Origin of the sequence: Vagococcus zengguangii (genome assembly GCF_005145005.1) — a bacterium.
Classification (GTDB): Bacteria; Bacillota; Bacilli; order Lactobacillales; family Vagococcaceae; genus Vagococcus_A; species Vagococcus_A zengguangii.
Genome location: NZ_CP039712.1, coordinates 177,507 through 202,297, shown reverse-complemented (window position 1 = coordinate 202,297; position 24,791 = coordinate 177,507). Strand labels below are relative to the sequence as shown.

Annotated in this window: 19 protein-coding genes; 9 read left to right on the top strand and 10 right to left on the bottom strand. The window is 37.7% G+C overall.

The genetic code is table 11. The features are described 5' to 3' along the window. Positions 1 to 118: 118 nt before the first annotated feature. The 4 genes from FA707_RS00985 (at position 119) to FA707_RS00970 (ending at position 3,647) form a co-directional block, all read left to right on the top strand. Entirely contained in the window at positions 119 to 988 is an 870-nt protein-coding gene (locus tag FA707_RS00985) for a Cof-type HAD-IIB family hydrolase (protein WP_136952474.1), read from the top strand. Positions 989 to 1,003: 15 nt separating this feature from the next. Then, entirely contained in the window at positions 1,004 to 1,552 is a 549-nt protein-coding gene (locus FA707_RS00980; RefSeq protein WP_136952473.1) for an LURP-one-related/scramblase family protein, read from the top strand. An 88-nt stretch (positions 1,553 to 1,640) separates the two neighbouring features. Next, a complete protein-coding gene (locus FA707_RS00975) occupies positions 1,641 to 2,618 on the top strand; it encodes a polyprenyl synthetase family protein (RefSeq protein WP_136952472.1) in 978 nt (325 codons plus the stop codon). A gap of 375 nt (positions 2,619 to 2,993) precedes the next feature. After that, positions 2,994 to 3,647 carry a CPBP family intramembrane glutamic endopeptidase gene (locus FA707_RS00970; protein ID WP_136952471.1) on the top strand — a complete coding sequence of 218 codons (654 nt, stop codon included), beginning with the start codon at positions 2,994 to 2,996 and terminating at the stop codon, positions 3,645 to 3,647. A 129-nt stretch (positions 3,648 to 3,776) separates the two neighbouring features. Here the strand turns inward: FA707_RS00970 and cydC are convergent, their stop codons facing one another. The 9 genes from cydC to FA707_RS00925 all read right to left on the bottom strand — a co-directional run bounded on the left by cydC (position 3,777) and on the right by FA707_RS00925 (position 16,587). Then, a complete protein-coding gene (cydC, locus tag FA707_RS00965) occupies positions 3,777 to 5,558 on the bottom strand; it encodes a thiol reductant ABC exporter subunit CydC (protein WP_136952470.1) in 1,782 nt (593 codons plus the stop codon). After that, positions 5,551 to 7,290 carry a thiol reductant ABC exporter subunit CydD gene (cydD, locus tag FA707_RS00960; protein WP_136952469.1) on the bottom strand — a complete coding sequence of 580 codons (1,740 nt, stop codon included), beginning with the start codon at positions 7,288 to 7,290 and terminating at the stop codon, positions 5,551 to 5,553. The genes cydC and cydD overlap by 8 nt, the downstream gene beginning before the upstream one ends. A gap of 23 nt (positions 7,291 to 7,313) precedes the next feature. After that, a complete protein-coding gene (gene cydB / locus FA707_RS00955; protein WP_136952468.1) occupies positions 7,314 to 8,342 on the bottom strand; it encodes a cytochrome d ubiquinol oxidase subunit II in 1,029 nt (342 codons plus the stop codon). Position 8,343: 1 nt separating this feature from the next. Continuing rightward, positions 8,344 to 9,750, bottom strand: coding sequence for a cytochrome ubiquinol oxidase subunit I (locus tag FA707_RS00950; protein ID WP_136952467.1), 1,407 nt, complete (start codon positions 9,748 to 9,750; stop codon positions 8,344 to 8,346). Between the two features lie 81 nt (positions 9,751 to 9,831). Next, a complete protein-coding gene (gene gor / locus FA707_RS00945; RefSeq protein ID WP_136952466.1) occupies positions 9,832 to 11,175 on the bottom strand; it encodes a glutathione-disulfide reductase in 1,344 nt (447 codons plus the stop codon). A 134-nt stretch (positions 11,176 to 11,309) separates the two neighbouring features. Next, on the bottom strand, positions 11,310 to 12,551 hold the full coding sequence (locus FA707_RS00940) for a peptidase U32 family protein (protein WP_136952465.1): 1,242 nt from the start codon (positions 12,549 to 12,551) through the stop codon (positions 11,310 to 11,312). A gap of 4 nt (positions 12,552 to 12,555) precedes the next feature. Then, a complete protein-coding gene (locus FA707_RS00935; RefSeq protein ID WP_136952464.1) occupies positions 12,556 to 13,482 on the bottom strand; it encodes a peptidase U32 family protein in 927 nt (308 codons plus the stop codon). A gap of 145 nt (positions 13,483 to 13,627) precedes the next feature. Continuing rightward, a complete protein-coding gene (locus tag FA707_RS00930) occupies positions 13,628 to 16,111 on the bottom strand; it encodes an ATP-dependent Clp protease ATP-binding subunit (RefSeq protein ID WP_136952463.1) in 2,484 nt (827 codons plus the stop codon). Between the two features lie 5 nt (positions 16,112 to 16,116). Then, positions 16,117 to 16,587 carry a CtsR family transcriptional regulator gene (locus FA707_RS00925; RefSeq protein WP_136952462.1) on the bottom strand — a complete coding sequence of 157 codons (471 nt, stop codon included), beginning with the start codon at positions 16,585 to 16,587 and terminating at the stop codon, positions 16,117 to 16,119. Between the two features lie 200 nt (positions 16,588 to 16,787). On the opposite strand from FA707_RS00925, the gene FA707_RS00920 reads away from it, so the two are divergent. Together FA707_RS00920 and FA707_RS00915 are read left to right on the top strand one after the other, a co-directional pair. Further along, the gene (locus FA707_RS00920) at positions 16,788 to 17,180 is read left to right on the top strand and encodes a (deoxy)nucleoside triphosphate pyrophosphohydrolase (protein WP_136952461.1); all 393 of its coding nucleotides are present in this window, start codon (positions 16,788 to 16,790) and stop codon (positions 17,178 to 17,180) included. Positions 17,181 to 17,199: 19 nt separating this feature from the next. Beyond that, a complete protein-coding gene (locus FA707_RS00915; protein WP_136952460.1) occupies positions 17,200 to 20,046 on the top strand; it encodes a DEAD/DEAH box helicase in 2,847 nt (948 codons plus the stop codon). 89 nt (positions 20,047 to 20,135) lie between these two features. Here the strand turns inward: FA707_RS00915 and FA707_RS00910 are convergent, their stop codons facing one another. Then, positions 20,136 to 20,843 (bottom strand): GntR family transcriptional regulator, encoded by a 708-nt coding sequence (locus tag FA707_RS00910; RefSeq protein WP_136952459.1) that lies wholly within the window; start codon positions 20,841 to 20,843, stop codon positions 20,136 to 20,138. A gap of 149 nt (positions 20,844 to 20,992) precedes the next feature. Here FA707_RS00910 and FA707_RS00905 point away from each other — a divergent pair, with 149 nt between their 5' ends. From FA707_RS00905 to FA707_RS00895, 3 genes are all read left to right on the top strand, one after another. Beyond that, entirely contained in the window at positions 20,993 to 22,372 is a 1,380-nt protein-coding gene (locus FA707_RS00905; protein ID WP_136952458.1) for a PTS transporter subunit EIIC, read from the top strand. A gap of 30 nt (positions 22,373 to 22,402) precedes the next feature. Beyond that, positions 22,403 to 23,848 (top strand): 6-phospho-beta-glucosidase, encoded by a 1,446-nt coding sequence (locus tag FA707_RS00900; protein ID WP_136952457.1) that lies wholly within the window; start codon positions 22,403 to 22,405, stop codon positions 23,846 to 23,848. Positions 23,849 to 24,070: 222 nt separating this feature from the next. Continuing rightward, a complete protein-coding gene (locus FA707_RS00895; RefSeq protein WP_136952456.1) occupies positions 24,071 to 24,538 on the top strand; it encodes a metallophosphoesterase in 468 nt (155 codons plus the stop codon). Positions 24,539 to 24,791: the final 253 nt, after the last annotated feature.

The window sequence follows — 24,791 nt, the reverse complement described above, 5'->3', positions numbered from 1 at the left end:
TACACAACTTGCAAACCAAAGTCGCTCTTAGCACCTCATAATTAATTGTGCGTTTTTTCGTACATCAGTCCCTTTTGTGGTAAAATAACGATAAGAAGAACTATTAGGAGGGCAACAGATGATTCAATTAATCGCATCAGACATGGACGGAACACTTTTAGGAAAAAAAATGGAGGTTCATGCCGAAAATATTGACGCTATCCATTACGCTAAAGAAAAAGGTGTAAAATTTGTAATTGCTACTGGCCGTAATTACGCCGAAGCGATTACGCCACTAAAAGAAGCAGGGATTGAATGCCCGATTATTTCAGCAAATGGTGCACAAGCCTTTGATGAAGCAGGCAACGAGTTATTTACAATCGAAATTGATAAAGAAATAGCCAAACAAATAATGAACGCGCTTAATCACGACCGCGTCTATTATGAAATTTGTACACAAAACAGTGTTTATACTAATAGCATGGCCCAACGTGTAGAAAATATGGCGATTCATGTCGCCCATCAAATTCCCCATTTAACATTTAAAATGGCAGTTGCAATGGCTTCAGCACAACTTGATGAATTACCTGTTACGCCGATTGCGAGCTATGATGAATTAATCAATAATCCTGAGCATAAAATATTAAAATTCATCGCTTTTTCTCACGATGAAGCCGAAGTCTTAGGACCTATTCGACAAGTGATTGAAACCCTAGATGATGTGGTCGTAACTTCATCTTATCCAAATAATATTGAAATCAATCATCATAATGCTCAAAAAGGTATCGCAGTTAAACAACTAGCGGATCAATTAAATATTCCATTAGAACAAGTCATGACGATTGGTGATAACTTTAATGATTTAAGTATGTTAGCCATCGCAGGGGTAAGTTTTGCGATGGGAAATGCCGAGCAAGACGTCAAAGAAACTGCAAAATATATCACTGATTTGAATACTGAAGGCGGCGTAGGTAAAGCCATTAAACGTGCAATCGACGAGAATCTATAGCTTGAGGTGAGCAAGATGGGACATTACTATATCCAAGAAAACATGTTAGTAACGAAGCAACCGAGCGTTGTCAAAGATGAATCAGGGAAATTATGTTACTTAATCGTGGGGAAATGGGGAAATCAAGGAGATGTCCTATCTCTTTTTTCGGTTCACAATGAGCGCATCGCCTATGTGCGACAAGAAACATCTCAATATAAGCACGCCAATAAATTTACGCTATATTTTCAAAATGAAAAAATTGGGACATTCCACCATCTTGTATCCTTAAAAAAAGACTATTATTTTATCAGTCAATTAAATTGGTTGGCGATGGGGGATATTCCAAAATTTCAATATGGCATTTATCAATTCAAACAACCGATTATGAAAATGAGCAAGAGCTATTTAGCTAGAGGAAATTTTTATGATTTAGATATCTCACAGGATGAGTTGGCGCCGGTTTGTATCTGTATTGCCTCCCTTTTAGATTACTGGCAATTAAACCGTCATAAGGAATCTACCCCACTTTTAGCAAAAAACAAATTGGGTTGGGCCTATAAGTTTAGAAGTTTCAAAGACTAGTTGGATTAAACAATCTATTTATTCTTAAATTTGCTAAAATTATGTTAAAATGAGAACATTATCAATATTATTTCACTAGGAGGTTCGCATGGCAATTCACTCCATATGGGAAAAATTTCCAGAACTACAACAAGAATTATTAGAAACACAAAAAATCATGAATCAAGAAGTGACGATTCGAAATAAGGAAATCTCTCGTGCCTTGCAATCTTTCTTTGCCAATGGTGGAAAGCTTTTACGACCAGCCTTTTTCTTACTGTTCACAAAATTTGGAGAAGTCCCTTCTAATAAGAGAAAATACCAATATGCTGCAGCTATTGAAATTTTACATGCAGCAACCTTAGTCCATGATGATATTATCGACGAAGCGCCTATTCGTCGTAACATGGAAACCATTCAATCTCTTTACGGTAAAGATATCGCAGTTTATACTGGTGATTTCTTATTTACCGTTTATTTCCAATTAGTAACACAGGCAACGCGTGACTATAAAGTCTTGGATTTCAATGCAAAAAATATGCGCCATATTTTAATTGGTGAATTAGATCAAATGCATTTGCGTCACAATCCTGAGATTACTGTTAAAGAGTATTTGCGTCATGTCAAAGGTAAGACCGCACAACTATTCCAACTAAGCTGTGCAGAAGGTGCTCGCTTTGCTGGTTGCTCAAAAATGACACAACTACGTGCTTATCGTATTGGCCACGATATCGGGATGGCATTTCAAATTTTAGACGACATTTTAGATTTCACCGCTGATGAAGACGTCTTACAAAAACCAGTGCTCGAGGATATCCAGAATGGTAATTATACGTTACCTTTAATCTTAGCGATGAAAAATAACCGACAAGCATTCGATATTTTAAGAACTAAACAAGATTTATCAGAAGAAGATGTCAAAGAAATATTAGAAAACATTAAACGTTATAACGGGATTACTGAAGCACAATCAATGGCCAAACGCTATACGGACAGTGCCCTAAAAGAAATCAGCAAACTACCAAACATCCCAGCCAAAACCGTCTTACAAGAAATGACCCAACAACTACTACAACGAGATTATTAGAGGTGCTTGAGGACGCGTTTAACTTTCGAGTAATATGCGTACGAGGACAAAAATTGCGTAGCAATTTTTAGGAGTCGTGACATATTACCGAGGAAGTTGCGTCCGAAAGCCCGTTTACCAAGGTGCTTGAGTGGGTGTTTTGCTTTTGCGCAATATGCGTGGGACGACGAAAATTGTACAACAATTTTTGAGAGTTACAACATATTGAAAAAAAGTAGCCCACGAAAGCCCGTTTACCCAGATGCTTCAGGAAGCATTTAGTCTGATGATTTATGCAGAAAACTTGCACCTAGCACCTTAACTCAATCATAATAAAAAAGGACTGCGACCACTAGTCACAGTCCCTTTTATTTATAAATTCTAGGAGGTTACGATATGAAGAACATCATCTCCAAATTATGGCAATTTGGGCTATTAATTATTTTTTTCATTGTCTACTCATTACCCAGCTCTCTTATTATGTTAGGCTATGAAAAAATCGGTATTATTAGTGTCTTTTTAGTTTTATTAGCTTTTATCGGTTTTTATTTAACAAAAACAAAGCATCAATTTTTCCCAAAATTATTTCAAAAGAAACATTTATTCTACATTATTGGTGGCTATATCGCTATTTATCTTTCTAACTTGCTGATTCTTCCTCTAATGGAAAATGATACTACTAGCAATAACGAAGCCATTTATGATTTAGCTACACAAATCAATCCGGGTACGTTATTTTTCATTCTATGTGTTTTAGCACCTATTGGCGAAGAGTTAATTTTCCGCTTTGGTATTATTCGTTTATTTGGTGACATCATGAACCCCGATGATACCAAAAAAGTTTGGTTTGGCTTGATTATCAGCTCTGTCCTATTTTGTTTACCACATACACCGGACTCTATTCCGGCATTCTTCGCCTATACTATTATGGGCTTTATCATGGGATATATATATGTCAAATCAAAACGTATCGAAGTGTCGATGGCTTTGCATTTTATCAATAATTTCTTGGCGTACTTAGTAATTACTTTTGCTTCAAACTTACTTTAGGCTAACCCCTGTCCATTAATTTTGATTAGTATTCCTTTTGGTAATTAGCAATAAAAAAACTCTCGGAAATCCGAGAGTTTTTTTATTGGGGTACCTTCTTAAGCAAGATGAACAAATTTAATTATTTTATTAAGCGTCATCTAGACTTAATAAGTACTTAAAGTGCTCGTTGGTAGCTTTTAATTCTTGCGGAGTACCGTCCATTTTGACTTGACCATCTTCCATAAAGATAACACGGTCAGCGTGTTGAATAGACACTAAATGGTGCGTAATCCAAAAAACTGTTTTGCCTTTTAAGACCTCAAACACAGTTTCTAATAAGGCACGCTCAGTAATAGGGTCTAAACCAATCGTTGGCTCGTCAATGATAACAACGGGCACATTTTGTAACAAGATACGTGCTAACGCAATACGTTGACGTTCGCCACCTGAGAAACGTTTACCGCCCTCTTCTACGAACGTATGGACACCATTTGGCAACTCATCTACCACCGGACCTAAGCCTGCTTGGTAAATCGCCTGAATGACTTCTTCATCACTCGCCGCCATATTCCCCATTCGAACATTATTAAAGATCGTTGTGTCAAAAATGTGAGGCGCTTGGTTCAAGACACCGATAACTTTGGACATATCGTCCCCGATTAAGCTCACGTCAACACCATCAATCGTAATCTCACCCGACGTTGCTAATAAGTCGCCACGTAGAATTTTTGATAACGTTGTTTTTCCCGTTCCACTCTTACCAAGAACCGCTAATACTTCACCAGATGGTACTTCTAAGTCAAAGTGATTCACAACGAGTTTGTTACTATCTGGATAATGGAATACGACATCTTTAAACGATAGCGCTCCTGTTGTAGGTAGCTGTTCCAAGACATGCTTTTCTTTCAACGCTTCTTCATCAGGATTTGGTAATTGATGTAGACGTTGCGCTGAATCTTCGTAAAGTGGCATCTCCGTTACACCGTTAGCAATCGGATTAAAGGCATCCATTAACGGGAACGCCGCCAATACAAATGCTCCTACCCAGTTTAATTGATCAGGTGCAAAATAAGTCCCTGCCCAAATAAATAAACCAATGATCAAAACACCATAAATAAATTGAATCAAAACATTGCGCAAACGGGTATGTTTATTTAGCGCCGCTTCTTCTTCACGTACACTTGCTTCACTCTGATTATAACGTTCTAGAAACTCAGCCTGGCGACCGCTATATTGCCAGTCTCCGACACCTAAAATAGAATCTGTTAATTCTGTATACAATTCATGACGTTTCGCTTTACGACGGTAAATACGTGCTTGGTTAACCGCCACAGACACTAACGGAATTAAAATCGTAATCACCCCAAACATCAACGCCGCAAATAACGCAAATGGCACTGAGAACAAACCTAACGCAATAATCACTAAGACATACATGGCTAAACCAATTAAAGTAGGGAAAATTGTTCGCAAGTAAAGATTTTGAATATGCTCAATATCTTCAGCTAAAATCCCCATAATATCCCCAGTTTGATAATTTTGTTTAGCTTTAGCCGCACGCGTTTCTAATGAGTTATATAAACGTAAACGAATATCAGAGGTCATTTTTAAGACCCAGTTATGACTGCCTAAACGTTCAAAATAACGGAAAGCCGGACGACTAATCCCGAACAAACGCGTCAAAACAGAGGCCACATAAACTTTCATAATATTCTCAGGTTTAGCGGGTAAAGTTGCGTTAAACACCCCAATAGCTGCCGAACGACTAATCAAGAAACCTGACGTAAACATCAAGGCACTCGCTGAGAAAAACGTTAGTAAACCTAAGAACAACACTAATGCTAATAATTTTTTATACTTTTTAAAATACGGACGAATCCATGTATCTTCTTTTGATAAAAGTAAACGTTTTGGTGTCGTTTTAGACATGTTCGCCACCTCCTGTTACTTCGTTGACGAATTGTTTATAAGCGCCATCTTTGGCAATTAACTCCTCGTACGTGCCACTTTCAACAATTTGACCTTTATCCATGACTAAAATATAATCCATTTCACGCATCCAGTGTAGACGGTGCGTTGCAAAAAAGACTAATTTATTGTCAAACATTGGTAGAATTGTTTCTTTTAATTCTGCTTCTGTTTCAATATCTAAATGTGCAGTAGGCTCATCAAACAGTAAAATGTGACGGTTTTTGTCTAGAAAGGCGCGTGCTAAAGCGACACGTTGCATTTGCCCACCACTTAAGACGTGGCCACCTTCACCAATGATTGTGGCTAATCCGTTGGGCAATTCTGCCGCAACTTCTTTAAGACCCGCTTGCTCAATCGCTAAAGCAACTTCTGCTTCGCTTGCTTCAGGCACATAGAATTTAATATTCTCTGCTAAACTTGCATGGAAAATATACGGATCTTGCGGAATATAGAACAATTGACGTTGCCATGACACTTCACGGAAACCTTTCATTTCATGCTCATTGACCGCAATTTTGTCATAGTCAGCCGGTTGTAAGAAACCACCTAATAGTTTGATTAGCGTTGATTTTCCTGAACCAGATAAACCTACCACCCCAATTTTCCCATAACCTTGCCACTCAAAGTTAATATCAGCTAACGTGTTTTTATCTTTAGTGCTAGCATATTTCACGTTAACATTTTGTAATGTTAAGTTAGATGAGGCATTCCAGTCTGTCAACGATAAGTTGTCTGTAATACCTTCTTCTTCCTCATTTAAAATACCAAAAATTTGTTTTAAAGTATTCCCACCATCAAGTGTTGCGTGATAGTCATTAGCAAAATCTCGGACTGGCAAGAAGAAATCTGGTGCTAAAATTAACGTCGTTAAAGCTGGTAATAACACGATACGTTGTTCAATCAAATCAATTCCCAATAACAGCGCAATTAAAGCGATGGATAGAGTTGAGAAGAAATCTAACGCAAACGTTGAAAGAATCGCAATTTTTAACGTACTCATCGTTGCTTTACGATAATCTTCGCTTACTTTGAACACATTCTTAGCATAACGTTTACCAAGACCTAACAAGTTCAATGTTTCTAAACCACGTAAGGTATCTAAATAGTGATTACTTAAACGTTGGAACCCTTCATATTGCTTGTCAGCCTTACTTCTCGCCGCGTATCCCAAGACAATCATGAAAATGATAATCACCGGGAAGACTAGGACTAAAATAATCGCTGAGCGTTTATTTTGGAAAAAGACAAATAACGCAATAATCCAAGGAACAATCATCATGTTGGTGATTTTAGGTAAAATAATCGTCAAATAATTCTCAATTTGACTAATCCCTTCAATTGCCATTGTGACCATATTCCCTGACCCTTCACGTTGGACAAAATTTGGTCCAAGTGAGAAAACTTTTTTCATTAATTGTTGACGAACTTTTCTTGATTGCTCATACGCATACTTATCTAAAACTTTGTCTTTAATAAAGTTGATTAGTTGACGCATCATGAAACAACCAAAGAAAATCCCAATATTAACGAACTGTGCGCGGACGGTTTCACCAGACCACACATTAGTAATACTTTTCGATAAAAAATACGCCTGGCCGATAATTAAAAGAGCTTGCAGTATACTATACGCTGCAAGCCCTACGAACACAGGTCGAATCTTTTCAAATTTGAAAATATTCTTATCTATCATTCGTTTTTTACCCTCTAACTTTTTTAATAATGCTCATTACCTTCGCCAACTTTAATACGTTTGCGGAAGATATAGTATGACCATGAAAGATACGCTAACACAAATGGCAAGATACATGCTGTCACAATCGTCATTGTTTTCAATGTATATAATGTGCTCGCTGCTTCACTGATTTTGATGCTGTTAGCTGCGACATCGCCAATCATCACATATGGGAAAATTCCATTGAAGATTAACACGACGATACCTGCTAAGACAGCACCTGTTGAAAGAAACGATAATGTTTCTTTACCTTTTAACGCACCATAGTATGCGGCCACAGCAGCTGCTACGATAACGGCTAAAATAGCAATCGTTGAAACAGGACGACGCTCAATGAAGTCCGTATTTCTATAAACTAAGACGGCAAAAACTACTAATCCCACAAATAATACTGGGTATAATTTTTGAGATAATTTTTCAGCACGCACGCGTAAGTCGCCTTCAACTTTAAGACGGATATAGTTTAAGCCATGGATGAAACAAATTAATGTTACAGCCACACCACCAACGATTGACATTAAGTTAACATAGTCACCAAATTTAGCGAAGATGTTAAAGTTTTCATCAATTGGCATCCCTTGAATCATACTTGTAAAGATCATACCAAACATGAATGGCACAATTAAACTACCTACAAATAACATCCATTGCCAGAAGTTTTTCTCTTTTTTAGTTTCTGAATGAGCAGCGAATTCAAATGACACGCCACGTACGATCAAACCAACTAAAATCAAGAATAATGGAATATAGTAACCACTAAATAATGTTGCATACCAGTGTGGGAATGAAGCGAACATCGCCCCACCTGCCGTAATTAACCAAACCTCATTGGAATCCCAAACAGGTCCAATTGTTTGAACAACTGTATCACGTTCTTTTTCATCTTTAGCTAACAAACGCGTTGCTAGCCCAACACCAAAGTCGAAGCCTTCTAAGAAGAAGAAGCCTACGAATAACACACAAATTAATAAAAACCAGATAAAGTGTAACGGTTCTAAACCTGCTATCATCTTAGAATTCCTCCTTTGCTAAAGGATCGATTTCGTTATTTGCTGCATCTGGATCCACATAGTAAGGACCTTTTTTGTTTTCACGTAAGATCATTTTAACTAAAACTGTTCCCATTAATGCAAATAATAAGAAGTAAACAATGTTACTGAATAATAATTGGTTAGCTGTCACGTTTGGAGATACGCTATCAGCGATAGTGAATAAACCATAAACAGTCCATGGGAAACGACCTAATTCAGTAATTAACCAACCTGAAGTATTAGCGATAAATGGTGCCAATGCCATCAAGCTTGTACCGAATAGCGCCCAACCCATATTCATGATTTTATCATTACGTAAGAAGAATAAAACTAGTAAACCAACAATCGCCATCACAGAACCAAAACCTGCCATGAAGCGGAAGCTCCAGAATAAGGTCTTAACTGGCACGTAGAAACTTGCAATATCGTGTTCACCTTTATATTTTTCCACTAATTCTTTATCAAGGGTATTCATCCCTTTATACGTTGTGTTGCCGTCGTCACCCATTAATAAACTCATTAATTTAGGCACTTTAATTTCAAAACCGGCATCTTTATTTTCAGTATCTGGGAAAGCAACTGCTGTCCAAGAACCATCTTCTAAATCATCATACATTGCTTCCATTGCAGCAAATTTCATTGGTTGATCGGTTGCTAAAGCGATCATTTGTTGGTGACCAACACCCATTGTTGCAATTGCGAAGATTGTTCCTAAGATAGCACCCAACTTCATTGATTTACGGTTAAATTCAATGTTACGTTTTTTACGTAAGTTCATCGCTGAAATTCCGACGATAACAAATGCACCTGTTGTGAAAGCACCTAAGATAACGTGTGGGAATTCTAACCATAATTGTGGATTTTGTAATAATCCGAAGAAGCTATCCATTTCCGCACGGTTTGTTTCTGGATTGATGGTGTAACTTACTGGATGTTGCATGAATGAGTTAGCTGCTAAAATCCATAACGCCGAAAGCGCAGAACCAATCGCTACTAACCACATGAAAATTGCATGGGTTCTTGGTTTTACTTTATCCCAAGTAAACGCCCATAAACCAATAAAAGTTGATTCTAAGAAGAACGCTAATAACGCTTCAACGGCAAGTGGTGCACCGAAGATATCTCCCATGAATCGTGAGTATTCAGACCAGTTCATCCCAAATTGGAATTCTTGGATAATACCTGTTACGACACCGACTGCAAAACTTAGTAAGAAAATCTTACCCCAGAATTTGGTCATGTCTTTGTAAATTTCGTCTTTTTTGATAACATATAGTGTTTCCATAATAGCAACTGCCAGACCTAGACCAATTGATAATGGCACAAATAAAAAGTGGAATACAGTGGTCATTCCGAACTGGATTCTTGCTAATGTCAAAATATCCATCAAAATACCTCCTCTAAAAAATTATTTAGTTTTTAACTTGAATTTGCTCTCAACCGATAGCTCTCGAGAAAATTCAATTGGTTAACGCATGGTAACGAATTCTTCTGCACCAGTTGGATGAATCGCAACAGTGTTATCAAAATCCGCTTTAGTTGCCCCCATTTTAATGGCAACCGCAAAGCCTTGTAACATCTCATCGACTCCAACACCTATGCCGTGTAAGCCGACAATTTTTTCTTCTGGTCCGACACAAATTAATTTCATCGTTGATTTAACCTTGCGATCTTGTAACGCGTACAACATCGGATTAAACTGGCTACGATAAATTTTCACTTGATCTTCACCATACTGTTCAAGCGCTTCTTGTTCTGATAAACCGATTGTCGCAATCGGTGGATGGGTAAAAATAACAGTTGGAACATTTTCGTAGTCTAGATATAACGCCGTTTGACCGTTGAATAAACGTTCTGACAAACGACGACCTGATGCAATCGCAACGGGTGTTAGATCGATTTTTCCAATCACATCTCCTACAGCATAAATCCCTTCTGCAGTAGTATTTTGATAACGATCAACTTGAATAAAGCCTTGTTCATCGAGCTTCACATCAGTATTTTCCAAACCTAACGAATCGACATTTGGCGTACGACCAATGCCCCAAATTAGACGTTCAACTTCTAACGTTTCTTTTTGAGTCGTTAGTACTAATGAACCGGTCGCTGTTTTTTCAATGTGTTGAATATGACTTTCAGGATGCAAATGAATCCCTTCTGCTTCGTAAATGCTAAGCAATTCGTCAACGATATCCGTATCAAATTGACGTAGTGGACGCTCATAACGATAAATCAAATGCGTCTCAACCCCTAAACCATTTAACACGCCAGCTATTTCAAGCGCAATATAACCTGCACCAACCAACGCAACTTTCTCCGGTAAGGTCTCCCATGTGAAGAAACTATCTGAATCGTCTCCATATTCAGCACCAGGCATATCAGGAAAAACTGACTTGCCACCTGTTGCAATGAGGATATGTGGCGCTTCATACGTTGCTCCATTCACTTCAACCGTATGTTTAGAAATAAATTTAGCATAACCTGTCACGACATCGACTTGGTTGCTCGCTAAACCTTGGGCATACAACCCATTCAAACGTTTGATATACGCATCACGATTGGCTACTAATGTTTTAAAATCAAAACTTGTTTCAACATCAAAACCATACCCTTGACTATCTTGTAACATATTCTCACGCATGACACTCGCTTGCCACATGACCTTTTTAGGGACACATCCAACGTTCACACATGTTCCACCTAAACGATTCCCTTCGATCAACAACACTTTGGCACCGTGCATAGCTGCGCGATTTGCTGAAGCAATACCGCCACTACCGCCACCGATGACAATGTAATCGTAATTATCCAAACGTAATCCCTCCATCCTATCATCTCTACATTATACAAATAAAAACATCATAATGGAAACAAATCGTATTGAAAACGCTCTATAAATGAGTGGATTCTAATTAATAATGATTCTAATCTAAAAAAAATTCTCATTTATTTCTTTTTGCGCATCATATCACCCACGTTGACGGGTTGAGAAACTGGAATCGTCAATAAATCCATTGGGTTAGGTGCACGATCAATTTCGTTTCCTTCTTCATCCCACATGACATCAATCGTTTGTTCGAAATGATGGAAACCAGGTCCATAAAACTCGACTTCATCTCCAACACTAAAGACATTACGTTGACGAACGGTCGCCATTTTTGTTTCTTCATCATACGCCATGACTTCGCCGATAAAGCTATACGCGGGAATTTTACGACGCGCACCAAATAATTGCTCATCTTCACCTGGTGTTTTGTAGTAGAAGCCCGTTGCTAATTCACGTTGTGCAACTTTCCATAATTCATCGATCCATTCTTGCTTACATACATAATTTTCTGGATCTTCCATGTAGCTATTGACCGCTGTCTTATAAACATTGGCAACTGTTGAAACATAGTGAATCGACTTCATACGACCTTCGATTTTGAAACTATCAACACCGTTTTGAATTAATTCAGGAATATGCTCAATCATCGACATATCCACCGCACTCATTGAAAACGGCTCTTCTGATTTCGTGCGCGCGACTAATGAACGTTTTTGGTTAGCAAATGGCATCTCATACAAGTCGTATTTCCAACGACAAGACTGACAACAGCCACCACGGTTCGCGTCACGTTTGGACATGTGATTTGATAACGTGCAACGACCTGAATAAGAAATACACATTGCACCGTGGATAAAGGCTTCAATTTCGACATCCGTATTTTCACGAATTGCTTTAACTTCTTCCATTGAGACTTCACGTGCTAACACCACACGCTCAAGTCCTTCTTCTTTCCAGAATTCTAACGTTTCGAAATTTGTCGCTGACGCTTGCGTTGATAAGTGAATCGGCAATCCTGGTGCTTCGGTCGCACAAATCTCGATTAATGCTGGATCTGATACGATGACCGCACTAATTCCGACATCACGTAATTCACGGAAAAACTCGCCCGCGCCTTCTTCGTCATGTTCATGCGTTACCATGTTCGCCGCCACATAAACTTTTGCACCGTGTTCTTTCGCAAACGCCACACCTTCTTGCATCTCTTCATAGGTGAAGTTTCCGGCACGACTACGCAATCCGTAAGCATTCCCACCAATATACACTGCATCCGCACCGTAATGAATCGCCACTTTTAATTTTTCTAAAGTTCCAGCTGGCGCTAACACCTCAGGACGTTTTAATACTTTTTTTGTTGTCATCTTTCTATTTCACCTCTTCAGGACTCATCAAGAAGAACCCGCTATCTAAATCACGCTCTTCAGGATGTAGTACCTTTACTTTTTCATTTAATTCCAAGCCTTTTTCAACGGTCCACTGACCGCTAACCAATAAGTCACGCGCCTCAATGAATAACTTCGCAATCTCGACAAACGTTTCACCTGGTGTGTAAATACCTTCTAATTTCCATTCATGGAAATCAATCGCCGCTAATGCGTCTAACTGTACCATTAAATTGACATCGTTATTCGCAAAAATATGCGTGCCATGCTCATCTTCGTAAATTGAATAATGGGTGCCCCCTTTACGTGGCTCCGATAAGAATAAATTGCTTTCTTTAGACTTATCTTGTTCAGGTGTTTCAACAAAATTCAAATAGTTCTCCACTAGCGGACGTTTTGATTGATGGATGCATGATGCACCGTAAACCAAGATCTCACCAAAACCGATTAATTTGTCTTTCATTTCACATAACTCTAAGTACGGAACTTCACGAGCGACCACTGAACCAATCGCCCCACGTTTCGCCCAAAAGTTCATTTGACGTGCACTTGTCACCATTGTGTGGCCGTCATAAATAAACGGTAAGTTATACCCATCACGACGCAACACATGAATCACACCCGTGTCTCCTACGGTAATTGCGTCGACTTTAATCTCTTGTAAAAAATCTAAATAGTCTTTAATTTCTAACATTTTTTCTGGGTGCATAATCGCGTTAACCGCGACAACTGCACGTTTCCCATATGTGTGGGCTAATTCAACTAATTGACGTTGTTCTTCTAACGAAAAATTATGTGGTAAACGTAAACCATACGTGCCACCGCCGAAATACAGCGTATCTACGCCTGCTTCAAGCAATTGTTTGGCTTGTTCTAATGACTCAACAGTTGCCGTTAAATGGATTTCCATAATAACACTCCTTTGTTTGCAATCATGATAATATTATCACATACTAACCAATAAATATAGTTGCTTTTTTCACATACAAAAAAACGCTACAAGTTTCGCCTGTAGCGTTTTCTGTTATAACACAGTTATTGTTTGTGAAATAAAATTATTTAGTTTTAACCTTTGTCTTTTCAGTACCTTTATCCTTAACGTTAATCGTGATTTCACCTTTACTTGCACCAATTGTCACTTGACTACCTACCGTAATCTTACCGGCTAGTAATTCTTCACTCAAACGATCTTCCACTTTCGTTTGTAACGCACGTTTTAATGGTCGGGCTCCGTATTCCGGATCGAATCCTGCTTCACCAACTAAATCTAACGCTGTTGCCGTTAATTTTAATTTGATGTCTTGCTCGGCTAAACGTGTCACTAACGATTGCGACATAATCTTCACAATTTCACGTAATTCTTTTTTGTTTAATGAACGGAAGACGATGGTTTCATCAATACGGTTGATGAATTCTGGTCGGAAAGCCTTCTTCAATTCTTCCATCATACGACTAGACATGGCTTTATGATCAGCGCTCAAGTCTGTGGCGTTAAATCCGACAAATTTTTCTTCTTTTAGCGCCGTCGCCCCGATATTAGAGGTCATAATGATAATCGTATTACGGAAATCAACTTTACGCCCTTTGGTATCCGTTAAGTGGCCATCGTCCAACACTTGAAGTAAGACATTGAAAATATCTGGATGTGCTTTTTCAACTTCATCAAACAAAATGACTGAATAAGGTTTTTGACGAATTTTTTCCGTTAACTGTCCGCCTTCATCATACCCAACATAGCCTGGAGGTGAACCAATTAAACGGCTAGTCGAATGTTTTTCCATAAATTCTGACATATCGACACGAATTAAAGCATCTTCGGCTCCAAATACCGCTTCAGCTAACGCTTTGGCTAATTCCGTTTTCCCCACACCGGTTGGGCCTAAGAACATGAATGAACCGATCGGACGTTTTGGATCTTTCAATCCACTACGTGCACGACGAATTGCTTTAGAAACTGCTACAACCGCTTCGTCTTGGCCTACTACACGTTTGTGCAGCTCTTTTTCAAGTTCTAATAGACGTTCGCTTTCTTTTTTCTCCAATTGTTGTAACGGAATACCGGTCCATAGAGAAATCACTTCACCGATATCTAAATCTGTGACTGATTTTTGATAGTTAGGCGTGTCGCTTAATTGTTCTGCCTCTAGCTTCACAATTTTTTCTTCTTGACGTTTTTCTTGCTTACGTAATTTTGATGCCTCTTCAAAATTTTGTTCTAAAATCGCCAGTTCTTTCGCTTCACGAATCTCAGCTAATTTATTTTTAGCGCGCATTAACGGCGTCACCTTCGTTGTGTGACTCAAACGAACTTTAGCCGCACTTTCGTCAATTAAATCAATCGCTTTATCTGGCAATTGACGGCCACTAATGTAGCGAACAGATAAGTTAACTGCTTCAGATAGGGCCTCATCTGTGATAGCTACTTTGTGATGTTCTTCGTATTTTGGACGAATACCTTTCAAGATTTCTAGCGCTTCTTCAGGTGTTGGTTCATCAACTTGAATTTTAGCAAAACGACGCTCAAAGGCAGAATCTTTTTCGATATATTTTTGATACTCTTCTAACGTAGTCGCACCAATTGTTTGGATTTCACCACGCGCTAAAGCTGGCTTCAAGATGTTTGACGCATCAATCGCTCCTTCTGCGCCCCCAGCACCAATTAATGTATGTAATTCATCAATGAATAAAATCACATTACCATCCACATAAATTTCAGACACTAACTGTTTCATGCGTTCTTCAAATTCGCCACGGTATTTAGTACCAGCTACCACTGCGCCCATATCTAGCATCATCAAACGTTTTTCAAACATATCTTCCGGCACTTGACCGTTAACGATTTTTTGCGCTAATCCTTCGGCGATAGCCGTCTTACCCACACCTGGTTCCCCGACTAAGACTGGATTATTTTTTGTACGACGACTCAAAATTTGAATCAAACGTTTGACTTCTTTTTCACGACCTAAGACCGGATCTAGTCCGCCTTCACGTGCTAAATTGGTAAGATCACGCGCTAAAGCATCAAGAGTTGGTGTCTTAGAATCAAGAGTTTGCTCGCTGCTACCTGCAGAACGTTTGCCTTTAAATCCTTTAGTTTCCATAGCACCAATTTTTTTCAATACTGTTTGACGCGCTTTTGATAAATCTAAGCCAAAGTTGCGTAAAATGCGTGATGCTAAAATTTCATCATCACGTAAAATACCTAACAAAATATGCTCTGTTCCGACTTTTGGGGAACGCAAGCGCACGGCTTCATCTTGCGCAAACGTAATAATTTGACTCGTTCTTGGTGAATACGGCAAGTAATCTACTGCCTTACTATAACGGTTCGTATTGAACCCCGTTAGTGAGTTAATTTCACGTTGGATATCCTCAACTTGAATATCGTAACTTCTTAAAATAGAACCTGCAACACCTTCTTCTTCCATTACCAGCCCCAATAGCAAATGTTCTGAACCGACTGATTGATGACGAAAACGTTTCGCTTCTTGTTGTGCAATCATTAAGACTTGGCGTGCTTTTCCTGTTAATTCTAACATCCTCATTACCTCTTTTCTTCATAGCGTAAACGATCGATTACTGCTTTGATAATATTACTTCTAACGTATTCTTCTCGATCATTTTGTTTACCAATCACATCGTAATGGACGACGGATAGTAGTAATTGACTTTCATTTTTGGTTAATAATTTTTGTTGGTATAACTGTTCAATAACAGCCTGTGCTTCGCTATATGTCAAACGGTCCGTTATTAAATCACTTAAATAACTTAAATAATCTTCGTTATGACCTAATTGTACTCTTTGGATGCGAATATAGCCACCGCCACCTCGTTTACTTTCAACCATGTAGCCTTGTGCCAGTGTGAATCGGGTTTTAATAACATAATTAATCTGCGATGGCACACAACTAAATTGGGATGCCATCTCAATACGACGAATCTCAACAACCTCTTCTTCTTGCAGAATTCTTTTTAAATACTGTTCGATCAAATCGGACATGTTTTGATTATCCATTTTCCTCACCAACTTCTTGACTATATTTGACCTTATATATATTATACAGATTTTGAAAGTAGGAATAAAGGAAAAGAGCTTTATTAGATGAAGAGATTGTTAAATAGCTAACTATATAAATCTTTTTATTTAATTAAAGTATTTGTTACGCGAATAGATCTGTTACAATTATTATATTAATTGAAAAAGGACGAGATACAATGAAGAAACAAATCAATGTAGTAGGCGCAATTTTGATGAATGAGGGCAAAATATTATGTGCCCAACGCAGTGAACATATGTCCCTTAGCCTAATGTGGGAATTCCCTGGCGGAAAAATAGAACCTGGTGAAACACCACAAGCTGCACTAAAAAGAGAATTAAATGAAGAATTATTGATTGACGTCAATGTTGCTGAAGATATTTTTGAAACCACTACGTACGAATATGACTTTGGCGTTGTAACATTAACAACTTTTATTTGTCACTTAATCAGTGGCACACCACAATTAACCGAACATGCAGCGATTAAATGGTTATATCCTAACGAACTTCAAACGTTAACTTGGGCGCCCGCTGATATTCCAGCAGTAGAAAAATTAAGCACAAAATAAGGTAAAAAGGACGTGTTATATGGAAATTTTAGAACGCTCACTTAAAAAAGCTTTCATCGACAAAACTGTTCCTGGTTCTGCCTATGACCCAGAAGTAATTATCAATCAGCCCGTCGATAAAACCTTTCTTTTAAACACGCTTCAAAATGAACTAGATAATTGCCAAGATTTCTTTTTCTCCATCGCTTTTATAACAAAAGATGGATTAGCTTCCATTAAAGCGCAACTGGCAGATTTACATCGACGAGGATTAGGAGGCCGTTTGCTGACATCGACTTATTTATCTTTTAATCAGCCGAAAGTCTTTGAAGATTTGTTAAATATTCCTAACTTAGATGTGAGAATCTCAAATAAAGCTGGTTTTCATGCTAAAGGTTACTTATTCTCACAAACAACCCATCATTCGTTAATTGTCGGAAGCTCTAATTTAACGCTTAGTGCCTTAAAATTAAATTACGAATGGAACGTCAAACTAACATCCTACGAACATGGGGAAATCATTCATCAAGTTACACATCATATGGAAAAAGAGTGGAATGAAGCGTCTCCCTTATCTACCGAATGGATTAAGCAGTATCAGATGAATTACGAACAGCCAGTTTTTAAATCAGACTATCACCCCATCGAACTAACTGAAGAAAAACCAGCTTACGTTGTACCTAATAAAATGCAACGGCAAGCACTGGATAGTTTGGAACAATTGCGTGCAGAAGGTCAACAAAAAGGCTTAATCATTTCCGCGACAGGAACGGGGAAAACTTATTTGGCTGCCTTTGATGTTCTAAATTACAAACCAAAGAAAATGCTGTTCATTGTTCACCGAGAACAGATTTTAACTAAAGCAAAAGAATCCTTTCAACAAATAATAGGCGGCTCTGATAGTGACTATGGAATACTTTCAGGAAACACGCGTGAAATTGACGCAAACTATCTTTTTGCGACCATTCAAACCATTTCAAAACCTGAAAACTACCAGTTGTTCACTGAGGATTATTTTGACTACGTGCTAATTGATGAAGTTCATAAAGCCGGTGCTGAATCATACTTACGCACGCTTAACTATTTTAAGCCCAACTTTTTATTAGGGATGACAGCTACACCTGAAAGAACAGATAATTTTAATATTTTTGAATTATTTGATTACAATATCGCTTATGAAATCCGCCTGCAGGATGCGCTCAAAGAAAATATGCTGTGCCCTTTTCACTATTTTGGTGTAACAGATTACGAAAAAGATGGCATGACCATCCATGAGAAAATTGATTTTAACTATCTTATCGCGGATGAACGTGTTGATTTTTTATTAGAAAAAATCAACTACTACAGCTGTAGTAATAACCAACCTAAAGGATTAGTTTTCTGTTCTTCTATTGACGAAGCAGAGGAATTATCGAGACGATTTGACGAACGAGGAGTTCCTTCAAAATTTTTATCTGGGCAACATTCTATTAGCGAACGTGAAGCCGTGATTTCAGAATTAGAAGCTGGTAATCTCCATTATATTTTTACCGTTGATATTTTTAACGAAGGCATCGACATCCCAATCGTAAATCAAGTAGTGATGCTTAGGAATACACAATCTAGTATTATTTTCATTCAACAATTAGGACGCGGTCTAAGAAAACACCCTGACAAAGACTACGTTACCATTATCGATTTTATCGGGAATTATCAAAATAACTACTTAATTCCGATGGCCCTGTCTGGGGATATGTCACTCAACAAAAATAACCTAAGAAAAGATACTTACGATACCCATTACATTTCAGGTCTCTCTGCTATCAACTTTGAGCAGATTGCTAAGGAACGGATTTCCTCATCAATTGACCAAGTAAAAATTGATAGTATGACGATGCTTCGTAAACCTTATCAAGAATTAAAAAATCGGTTAAACCGAATCCCAAAGCTATGGGACTTTTATACTCAAAAAATTGTCGATCCCGTTGTAATCGCAACAAAACAAAAAAATTACTATCGATTTTTAAAGAGTATGAAAGAGGATATTCCGGTGCTGTCTGAACTAGAGGAGACTTATTTGAATTTTGTCTCAGATGAATTATTAGTAGGCTTACGACTTAATGAATTAGTCTTGATTAATGACATACTTGATACTAAAAAAACAACTTACTCTTATGACGCACTACATCAGTTGTTTATGTCATGTGAAATTCAACATGACGAACAAACAATTGCTTCTACTTTAAATGTATTATCTATGAATTTCTATACCGGTGGCGATAAAAAAAGATTTAAGCAAGCGACTTTTATTGATTTAGAAGGAAATGTTACTCCGTCATTCCTTCACGTGATGAAAAATGACTATTTTGTTACTCATTTGCGTGATTTAATTCGAGTAGGAATAGCAAAATATCGTGAGCATATTAAACAGCTACCTTTTACCTTATATCAAAAATATCGTCGCCGTGATACATTGCGTCTACTAAATTGGCAAGAGCAAATGGTTAACCAAAATATTGGTGGTTATATATATAACGACGCCGATTTCATCATTTTTGTGACACTTGAAAAGGGCGAAGATTTCCGAGGTTCACTAGTCGCCTATGAAGATGGATTCGTTGATAGCCAGACCATCCAATGGTTTACCAAAGCACCACGAACCATAAATAGTCCTGAAGTTCGTTATTTACAAGAACATGGACAAACAGCTAATATCCACTTCTTTATCAAAAAAGCTGATGATCATGGTTCTGACTTCTATTATCTAGGGAAAGTTAAGCCTGATGTTAACTCAATGGAACAAGTCACCCGCGCCACCTCAGAAGGCGAAACAAAATCATTGGTCAAGATGCTATTACAATTAGAAGAACCAGTGGAGATTTCGTTGTTTAATTTCTTGACTAAATAAATGCCAAACCCAGCTGAGACAAATAATTGTCCTAGCTGGGTTTTCATTTTTTCTATTTGATTTTGATCACAAAAATTATGTCGCTTCCGCTATTTCATCTCCACTGATGCCATATAAAATTGCGAATTCACATAATGATAAGTGATTTTCGAGAAGTTAAATGGCTCTCCATTACCTTTATGGAAGATTTCTTCCGTTAATAATGCTGGATCATCTTTCTCTAGCTCCAACAATTGAGCAACTTGCTCCGATAATTTAATAACATGTAAAAACTTGTCTGAGTAACCAATTTTAACCTTCAAAACATTGGTTAAATATTGATAAAGAGACTGTTCAGCAATTTCCTTATTAACATACGGAACTGTCATCTTATTAAAATAAGACTCCTCAACACAAAAAATCTGTTCCTCAATATAACGTAAACGTTTCACGTATAGCACAGGCTCCCCGACTGCAATATTTAACGACTCTGCCACTTCTTCATTTGCCCCAAGTTCTTCAATAGCTAACACTTTAGCTGAGACATTTGAATAATCAAATAGCGACGTAAAACCTTGATTTTCAAATAAGTTAATATAACCTTTACGATTCGTTCGACGTACAAAAATGCCACTACCACGCAATTGATAAATCATCCCTTTTTGCTGCAAGTAAGATAACGCCTTAACAATGGTACTTTTACTCACTTGATATTCGTTCATCATCTCTTCTGTACTAGGTAATTTATCATTTTGTCTTAAATTATGCTCTCTAATATAACGTTCAATATTATGAGCGATTTCTTCATACTTTAACACGTGCACTCCTCCTAAACATCACCATTTTAACATAAAAAAAACAAAGATAAAATAATTATACACCTATTGACAAACTATACCGGTATAATGTAATATAGCGTTTACAAAGACTTAAATTATACCGGTATAATATTTTTAGGAGGATACACATGAGCAAGAATAAAGTAAGAGATTACAGTAAATTAGCAAAAGATATTTTTGATATCGTCGGTGGTAACGACAATATTGTCAACGTTACTCGCTGTGCGACACGTTTAAGAATCGTACTACAAAACACAACGCCTGAAATGGTTGATCAAGTTTCACAATTGGCAGGTGTTATTACCGTAGTTGAAAATAGTGGGCAATTCCAAGTTGTTATCGGCTCACACGTTGGAGAAGTTTTCAATGAGTTTTCTCAACTAGCAAACGTTGAAGAAAATGACGTAACTGTTGAAAAAGGAAGCATCTTAAATCGCATTATTGCAACAATGTCAGCTGTTTTCGCACCTTTTGTATATATTTTAGCAGCGGGTGGTATTTTACAAGGTTGTTTAATTATTGCTAAATATTTTAATGAAAGCATTAGTACGACTGGAACTTTCCAAGTATTAGAACTTATTTCATGGACACCCTTTACTTTCTTACCAATTTTAATAGCGATTACAGCGTCTAAGCATTTCAAAACAAACACATATATTGCAGTCGCTTGTTGTGCGGCCCTAATTAATCCTACTTGGGCTGAAATGGCAGCACGTATTGCAGGTGGCGAAAACTTAACATTCCTAGGTATTGCTCTTTCTAAGACAACTTACGGTTCAACTGTGTTACCACCAATCTTATTAGTTTGGTTATTGTCATACTTAGAAAAAGCTCTAAACAAATATTTACCAGAAGTAACACGTGCCTTATTAATTCCATTCTTATCAATGGTTATTATGGTTCCTTTAACATTATTAGTAGTGGGTCCTTTATCAAATGGTGGTGCCATTTTAATCGCAGATGGTTACAACAAACTAGTCGAAGTTGCACCTGCTGTTGCCGGCATGTTAATCGGTGGATTATGGCAAGTAGTCGTGATTTTCGGAATTCATTGGGGTGTCACACCCATGTGTATCGCTAACTTTGAACAATACGGACAAGATTCATTCCAAGCATTCCAAACAATTGCGGTCGTCGCACAAGTTGGTGCTACGCTAGGGGTATTCTTTAAAACAAGAGATAAATCACTTAAAAATATCTCGTTATCAGCAGCCATCACTGGTTTCTTCGGAATTACGGAACCATCAATTTACGGTGTTACCTTACGTTTGAAAAAACCATTTATTATCGGTTGTATTTCAGGAGCAATCGGTGGGTTAGTTGTAAGTTTCTTCAATAGTGTGTACTATGTCTACGCTGGGTTACCTGGTTTATTAACAACCGTCAACGGAATCAGCAAAGATAACCCATCATCATTTACAGGTTTAATGATTGGTTGTGCGATTGCTTTAATTTTACCAATCGTGATTATGCAATTAACTGGCTACGAAAAAAAGAAAACAGTTTAATAACTAAATAAACTTATTATGGAGGTCAATATGACATTATCTAAAGATTTTTTATGGGGTGGCGCTTTAGCCGCTCATCAATTTGAAGGCGGTTGGGACCAAGGCGGTAAAGGTCCTAGCGTGATTGACGTCATGACAGCCGGCGCGCATGGTGTGCCTCGCGAAATCACAAAAACAATTGAAGAAGGCAAGTTTTATCCAAACCATGATGCGATTGATTTTTATCACCGTTACAAAGATGATATTGCGATGTTTGCAGAAATGGGCTTAAAATGCTTGCGTACGTCAATCGCTTGGACACGTATTTTTCCAAGAGGTATAGAAGAAGAGCCTAATGAAGAAGGCTTAAAATTTTACGACGACGTATTTGATGAGTTATTAAAACACGGGATTGAACCTGTTATTACCCTATCTCACTTTGAGATTCCTTTATACTTAGCACAAGAATTTGGTGGTTTTAGAGATCGTCGTCTCGTTGATTTATTCGAAAAATTTGCTGAAGTCTGCTTCACTCGTTATCAAGATAAAGTGAAATATTGGATGACCTTTAATGAAATTAATAATCAAATGGACACAAATAACCCAATTTTCTTGTGGACTAACTCAGGTGTAACTGTAGAAGAAGGCGAAAATCCTAAAGAAGTGATGTACACGGTGGCTCACCATGAACTTTTAGCAAGTGCCAAAGCAGTCGCTATTGGTAAGAAAATTAACCCTGACTTGCAAATTGGTTGTATGGTATCGCATGTGCCAATTTATCCATTCTCATGTAATCCAGATGACATCATGGCTTCAGAAGAAGCATTACGCCAACGTTATTTCTTTGCTGATGTTCACTGTCGTGGAGAATATCCTACTTACGCACTAAAAGAATTTGAGCGCGAAGGGTATAACATTAATATTACAGAAGAAGATAAAGAAATTTTAAGAAACGGAACAGTTGATTACATTGGCTTTAGCTATTATATGTCTACGACTGTTAAATCAGATGTTCACAACGATAATACTGGTGATGTAGTCAACGGTGGATTAGCTAATGGTGTCGAAAACCCTTATATCTCAGCAAGTGACTGGGGTTGGGCAATTGATCCCGTTGGTTTGAGAATTACCTTGAACCGTTTCTACGACCGCTATCAATTACCTTTATTCATCGTTGAAAACGGATTTGGGGCTATTGACGAAGTCGAAGCTGATGATAGCATCCATGATGCAGCACGTATTGATTATTTAAGAAAACATATCGAACAACTAGAACTTGCAGTTAACCATGACGGTGTTGACTTATTGGGATACACTCCTTGGGGCATCATCGACCTAGTTTCATTTACAACAGGTGAAATGAAAAAACGTTACGGCATGATTTATGTTGATCGTGATAACGAAGGAAATGGCAGTATGAAACGCCTGAAAAAAGACTCATTCTACTGGTATAAACAAGTCATCGCCACAAACGGTGAGGATTTAGGCGGAGAGTAGTCTTGCAGGTAACTAATTTAAAATAAAAAAATCCCCCTTGGAAAAAACTCCATAGGGGGATTTTTCATATTTTTAAGGTAGCTTATCTCCTTGATCTTCTTACTTAATAAACACTAGGGCCAAAAAAGAATCTTATAATAATCTACAGACTTGTGTTGACTTTAATTTGTTAGCGCTTTATCGTATATGTATCATCACCCATCATAAATAAGGAGTGTTTTTATGTTATCTTATACGAAAGAATCTTTTGAAATTATCCAATTAACTGACATTCACCTAGGGCAAATGCCTTTTAACGACGAAGATTTATTGACATTAGAGAAAATTGATCAGTTGCTGGCGTCTACTGCCGCTGACTTGCTATGTATTACCGGCGATTTAATGTGGACACATGGGGTCAAAAATCCCGAAAAAACGTATCACGCACTGATTAATATTTTAAACAAATACGATATTCCTGTCGTTGTTACTTATGGTAATCATGATTCTGAAGAATCCGTTACAAGAACTGATTTGCGTGAAATTGAAAAAAACATTAACCATCTCGTTGAGAAAAAGCATGCCTTTATCGATTCGTATAATAAAGAATCTTATGCCGTTGAAATTTATCATCATGATCAATTATCAAACGTCCTCTATATTTTCGATTCAGGCGACTACCCAACAAATAGCTTAGATGGCTATGATTGAATCTCACTTGAACAAATTAATTGGTATCAAGAAACATTTAAACACTACTCGGCTCAGCATACACTGAAAAACGATTTAGTCTTTTTACATATTCCACTACCTGAATATCATTTAGCAGCTGAGCATATTGTTGATGGAAAATTTTGGGAAGGTGCACCTCGGATTTGTTCACCAAAACTAAATACAGGATTATTTGCCTCTCTTTACTATAATCAGCATGTTAACGCGATTTTTTGTGGTCATGACCATGATA

What these genes read in the sequence shown, in the direction of transcription:
- FA707_RS00985 (WP_136952474.1), top strand. Translation starts at nt 119, where the DNA reads ATGATTCAATTAATCGCATCAGACATGGACGGAACACTTTTAGGAAAA.
- FA707_RS00980 (WP_136952473.1), top strand. Translation starts at nt 1,004, where the DNA reads ATGGGACATTACTATATCCAAGAAAACATGTTAGTAACGAAGCAACCG.
- FA707_RS00975 (WP_136952472.1), top strand. Translation starts at nt 1,641, where the DNA reads ATGGCAATTCACTCCATATGGGAAAAATTTCCAGAACTACAACAAGAA.
- FA707_RS00970 (WP_136952471.1), top strand. Translation starts at nt 2,994, where the DNA reads ATGAAGAACATCATCTCCAAATTATGGCAATTTGGGCTATTAATTATT.
- cydC (WP_136952470.1), bottom strand. Translation starts at nt 5,558, where the DNA reads ATGTCTAAAACGACACCAAAACGTTTACTTTTATCAAAAGAAGATACA.
- cydD (WP_136952469.1), bottom strand. Translation starts at nt 7,290, where the DNA reads ATGATAGATAAGAATATTTTCAAATTTGAAAAGATTCGACCTGTGTTC.
- cydB (WP_136952468.1), bottom strand. Translation starts at nt 8,342, where the DNA reads ATGATAGCAGGTTTAGAACCGTTACACTTTATCTGGTTTTTATTAATT.
- FA707_RS00950 (WP_136952467.1), bottom strand. Translation starts at nt 9,750, where the DNA reads ATGGATATTTTGACATTAGCAAGAATCCAGTTCGGAATGACCACTGTA.
- FA707_RS00940 (WP_136952465.1), bottom strand. Translation starts at nt 12,551, where the DNA reads ATGACAACAAAAAAAGTATTAAAACGTCCTGAGGTGTTAGCGCCAGCT.
- FA707_RS00935 (WP_136952464.1), bottom strand. Translation starts at nt 13,482, where the DNA reads ATGGAAATCCATTTAACGGCAACTGTTGAGTCATTAGAACAAGCCAAA.
- FA707_RS00930 (WP_136952463.1), bottom strand. Translation starts at nt 16,111, where the DNA reads ATGTTAGAATTAACAGGAAAAGCACGCCAAGTCTTAATGATTGCACAA.
- FA707_RS00925 (WP_136952462.1), bottom strand. Translation starts at nt 16,587, where the DNA reads ATGGATAATCAAAACATGTCCGATTTGATCGAACAGTATTTAAAAAGA.
- FA707_RS00920 (WP_136952461.1), top strand. Translation starts at nt 16,788, where the DNA reads ATGAAGAAACAAATCAATGTAGTAGGCGCAATTTTGATGAATGAGGGC.
- FA707_RS00915 (WP_136952460.1), top strand. Translation starts at nt 17,200, where the DNA reads ATGGAAATTTTAGAACGCTCACTTAAAAAAGCTTTCATCGACAAAACT.
- FA707_RS00905 (WP_136952458.1), top strand. Translation starts at nt 20,993, where the DNA reads ATGAGCAAGAATAAAGTAAGAGATTACAGTAAATTAGCAAAAGATATT.
- FA707_RS00900 (WP_136952457.1), top strand. Translation starts at nt 22,403, where the DNA reads ATGACATTATCTAAAGATTTTTTATGGGGTGGCGCTTTAGCCGCTCAT.
- FA707_RS00895 (WP_136952456.1), top strand. Translation starts at nt 24,071, where the DNA reads ATGTTATCTTATACGAAAGAATCTTTTGAAATTATCCAATTAACTGAC.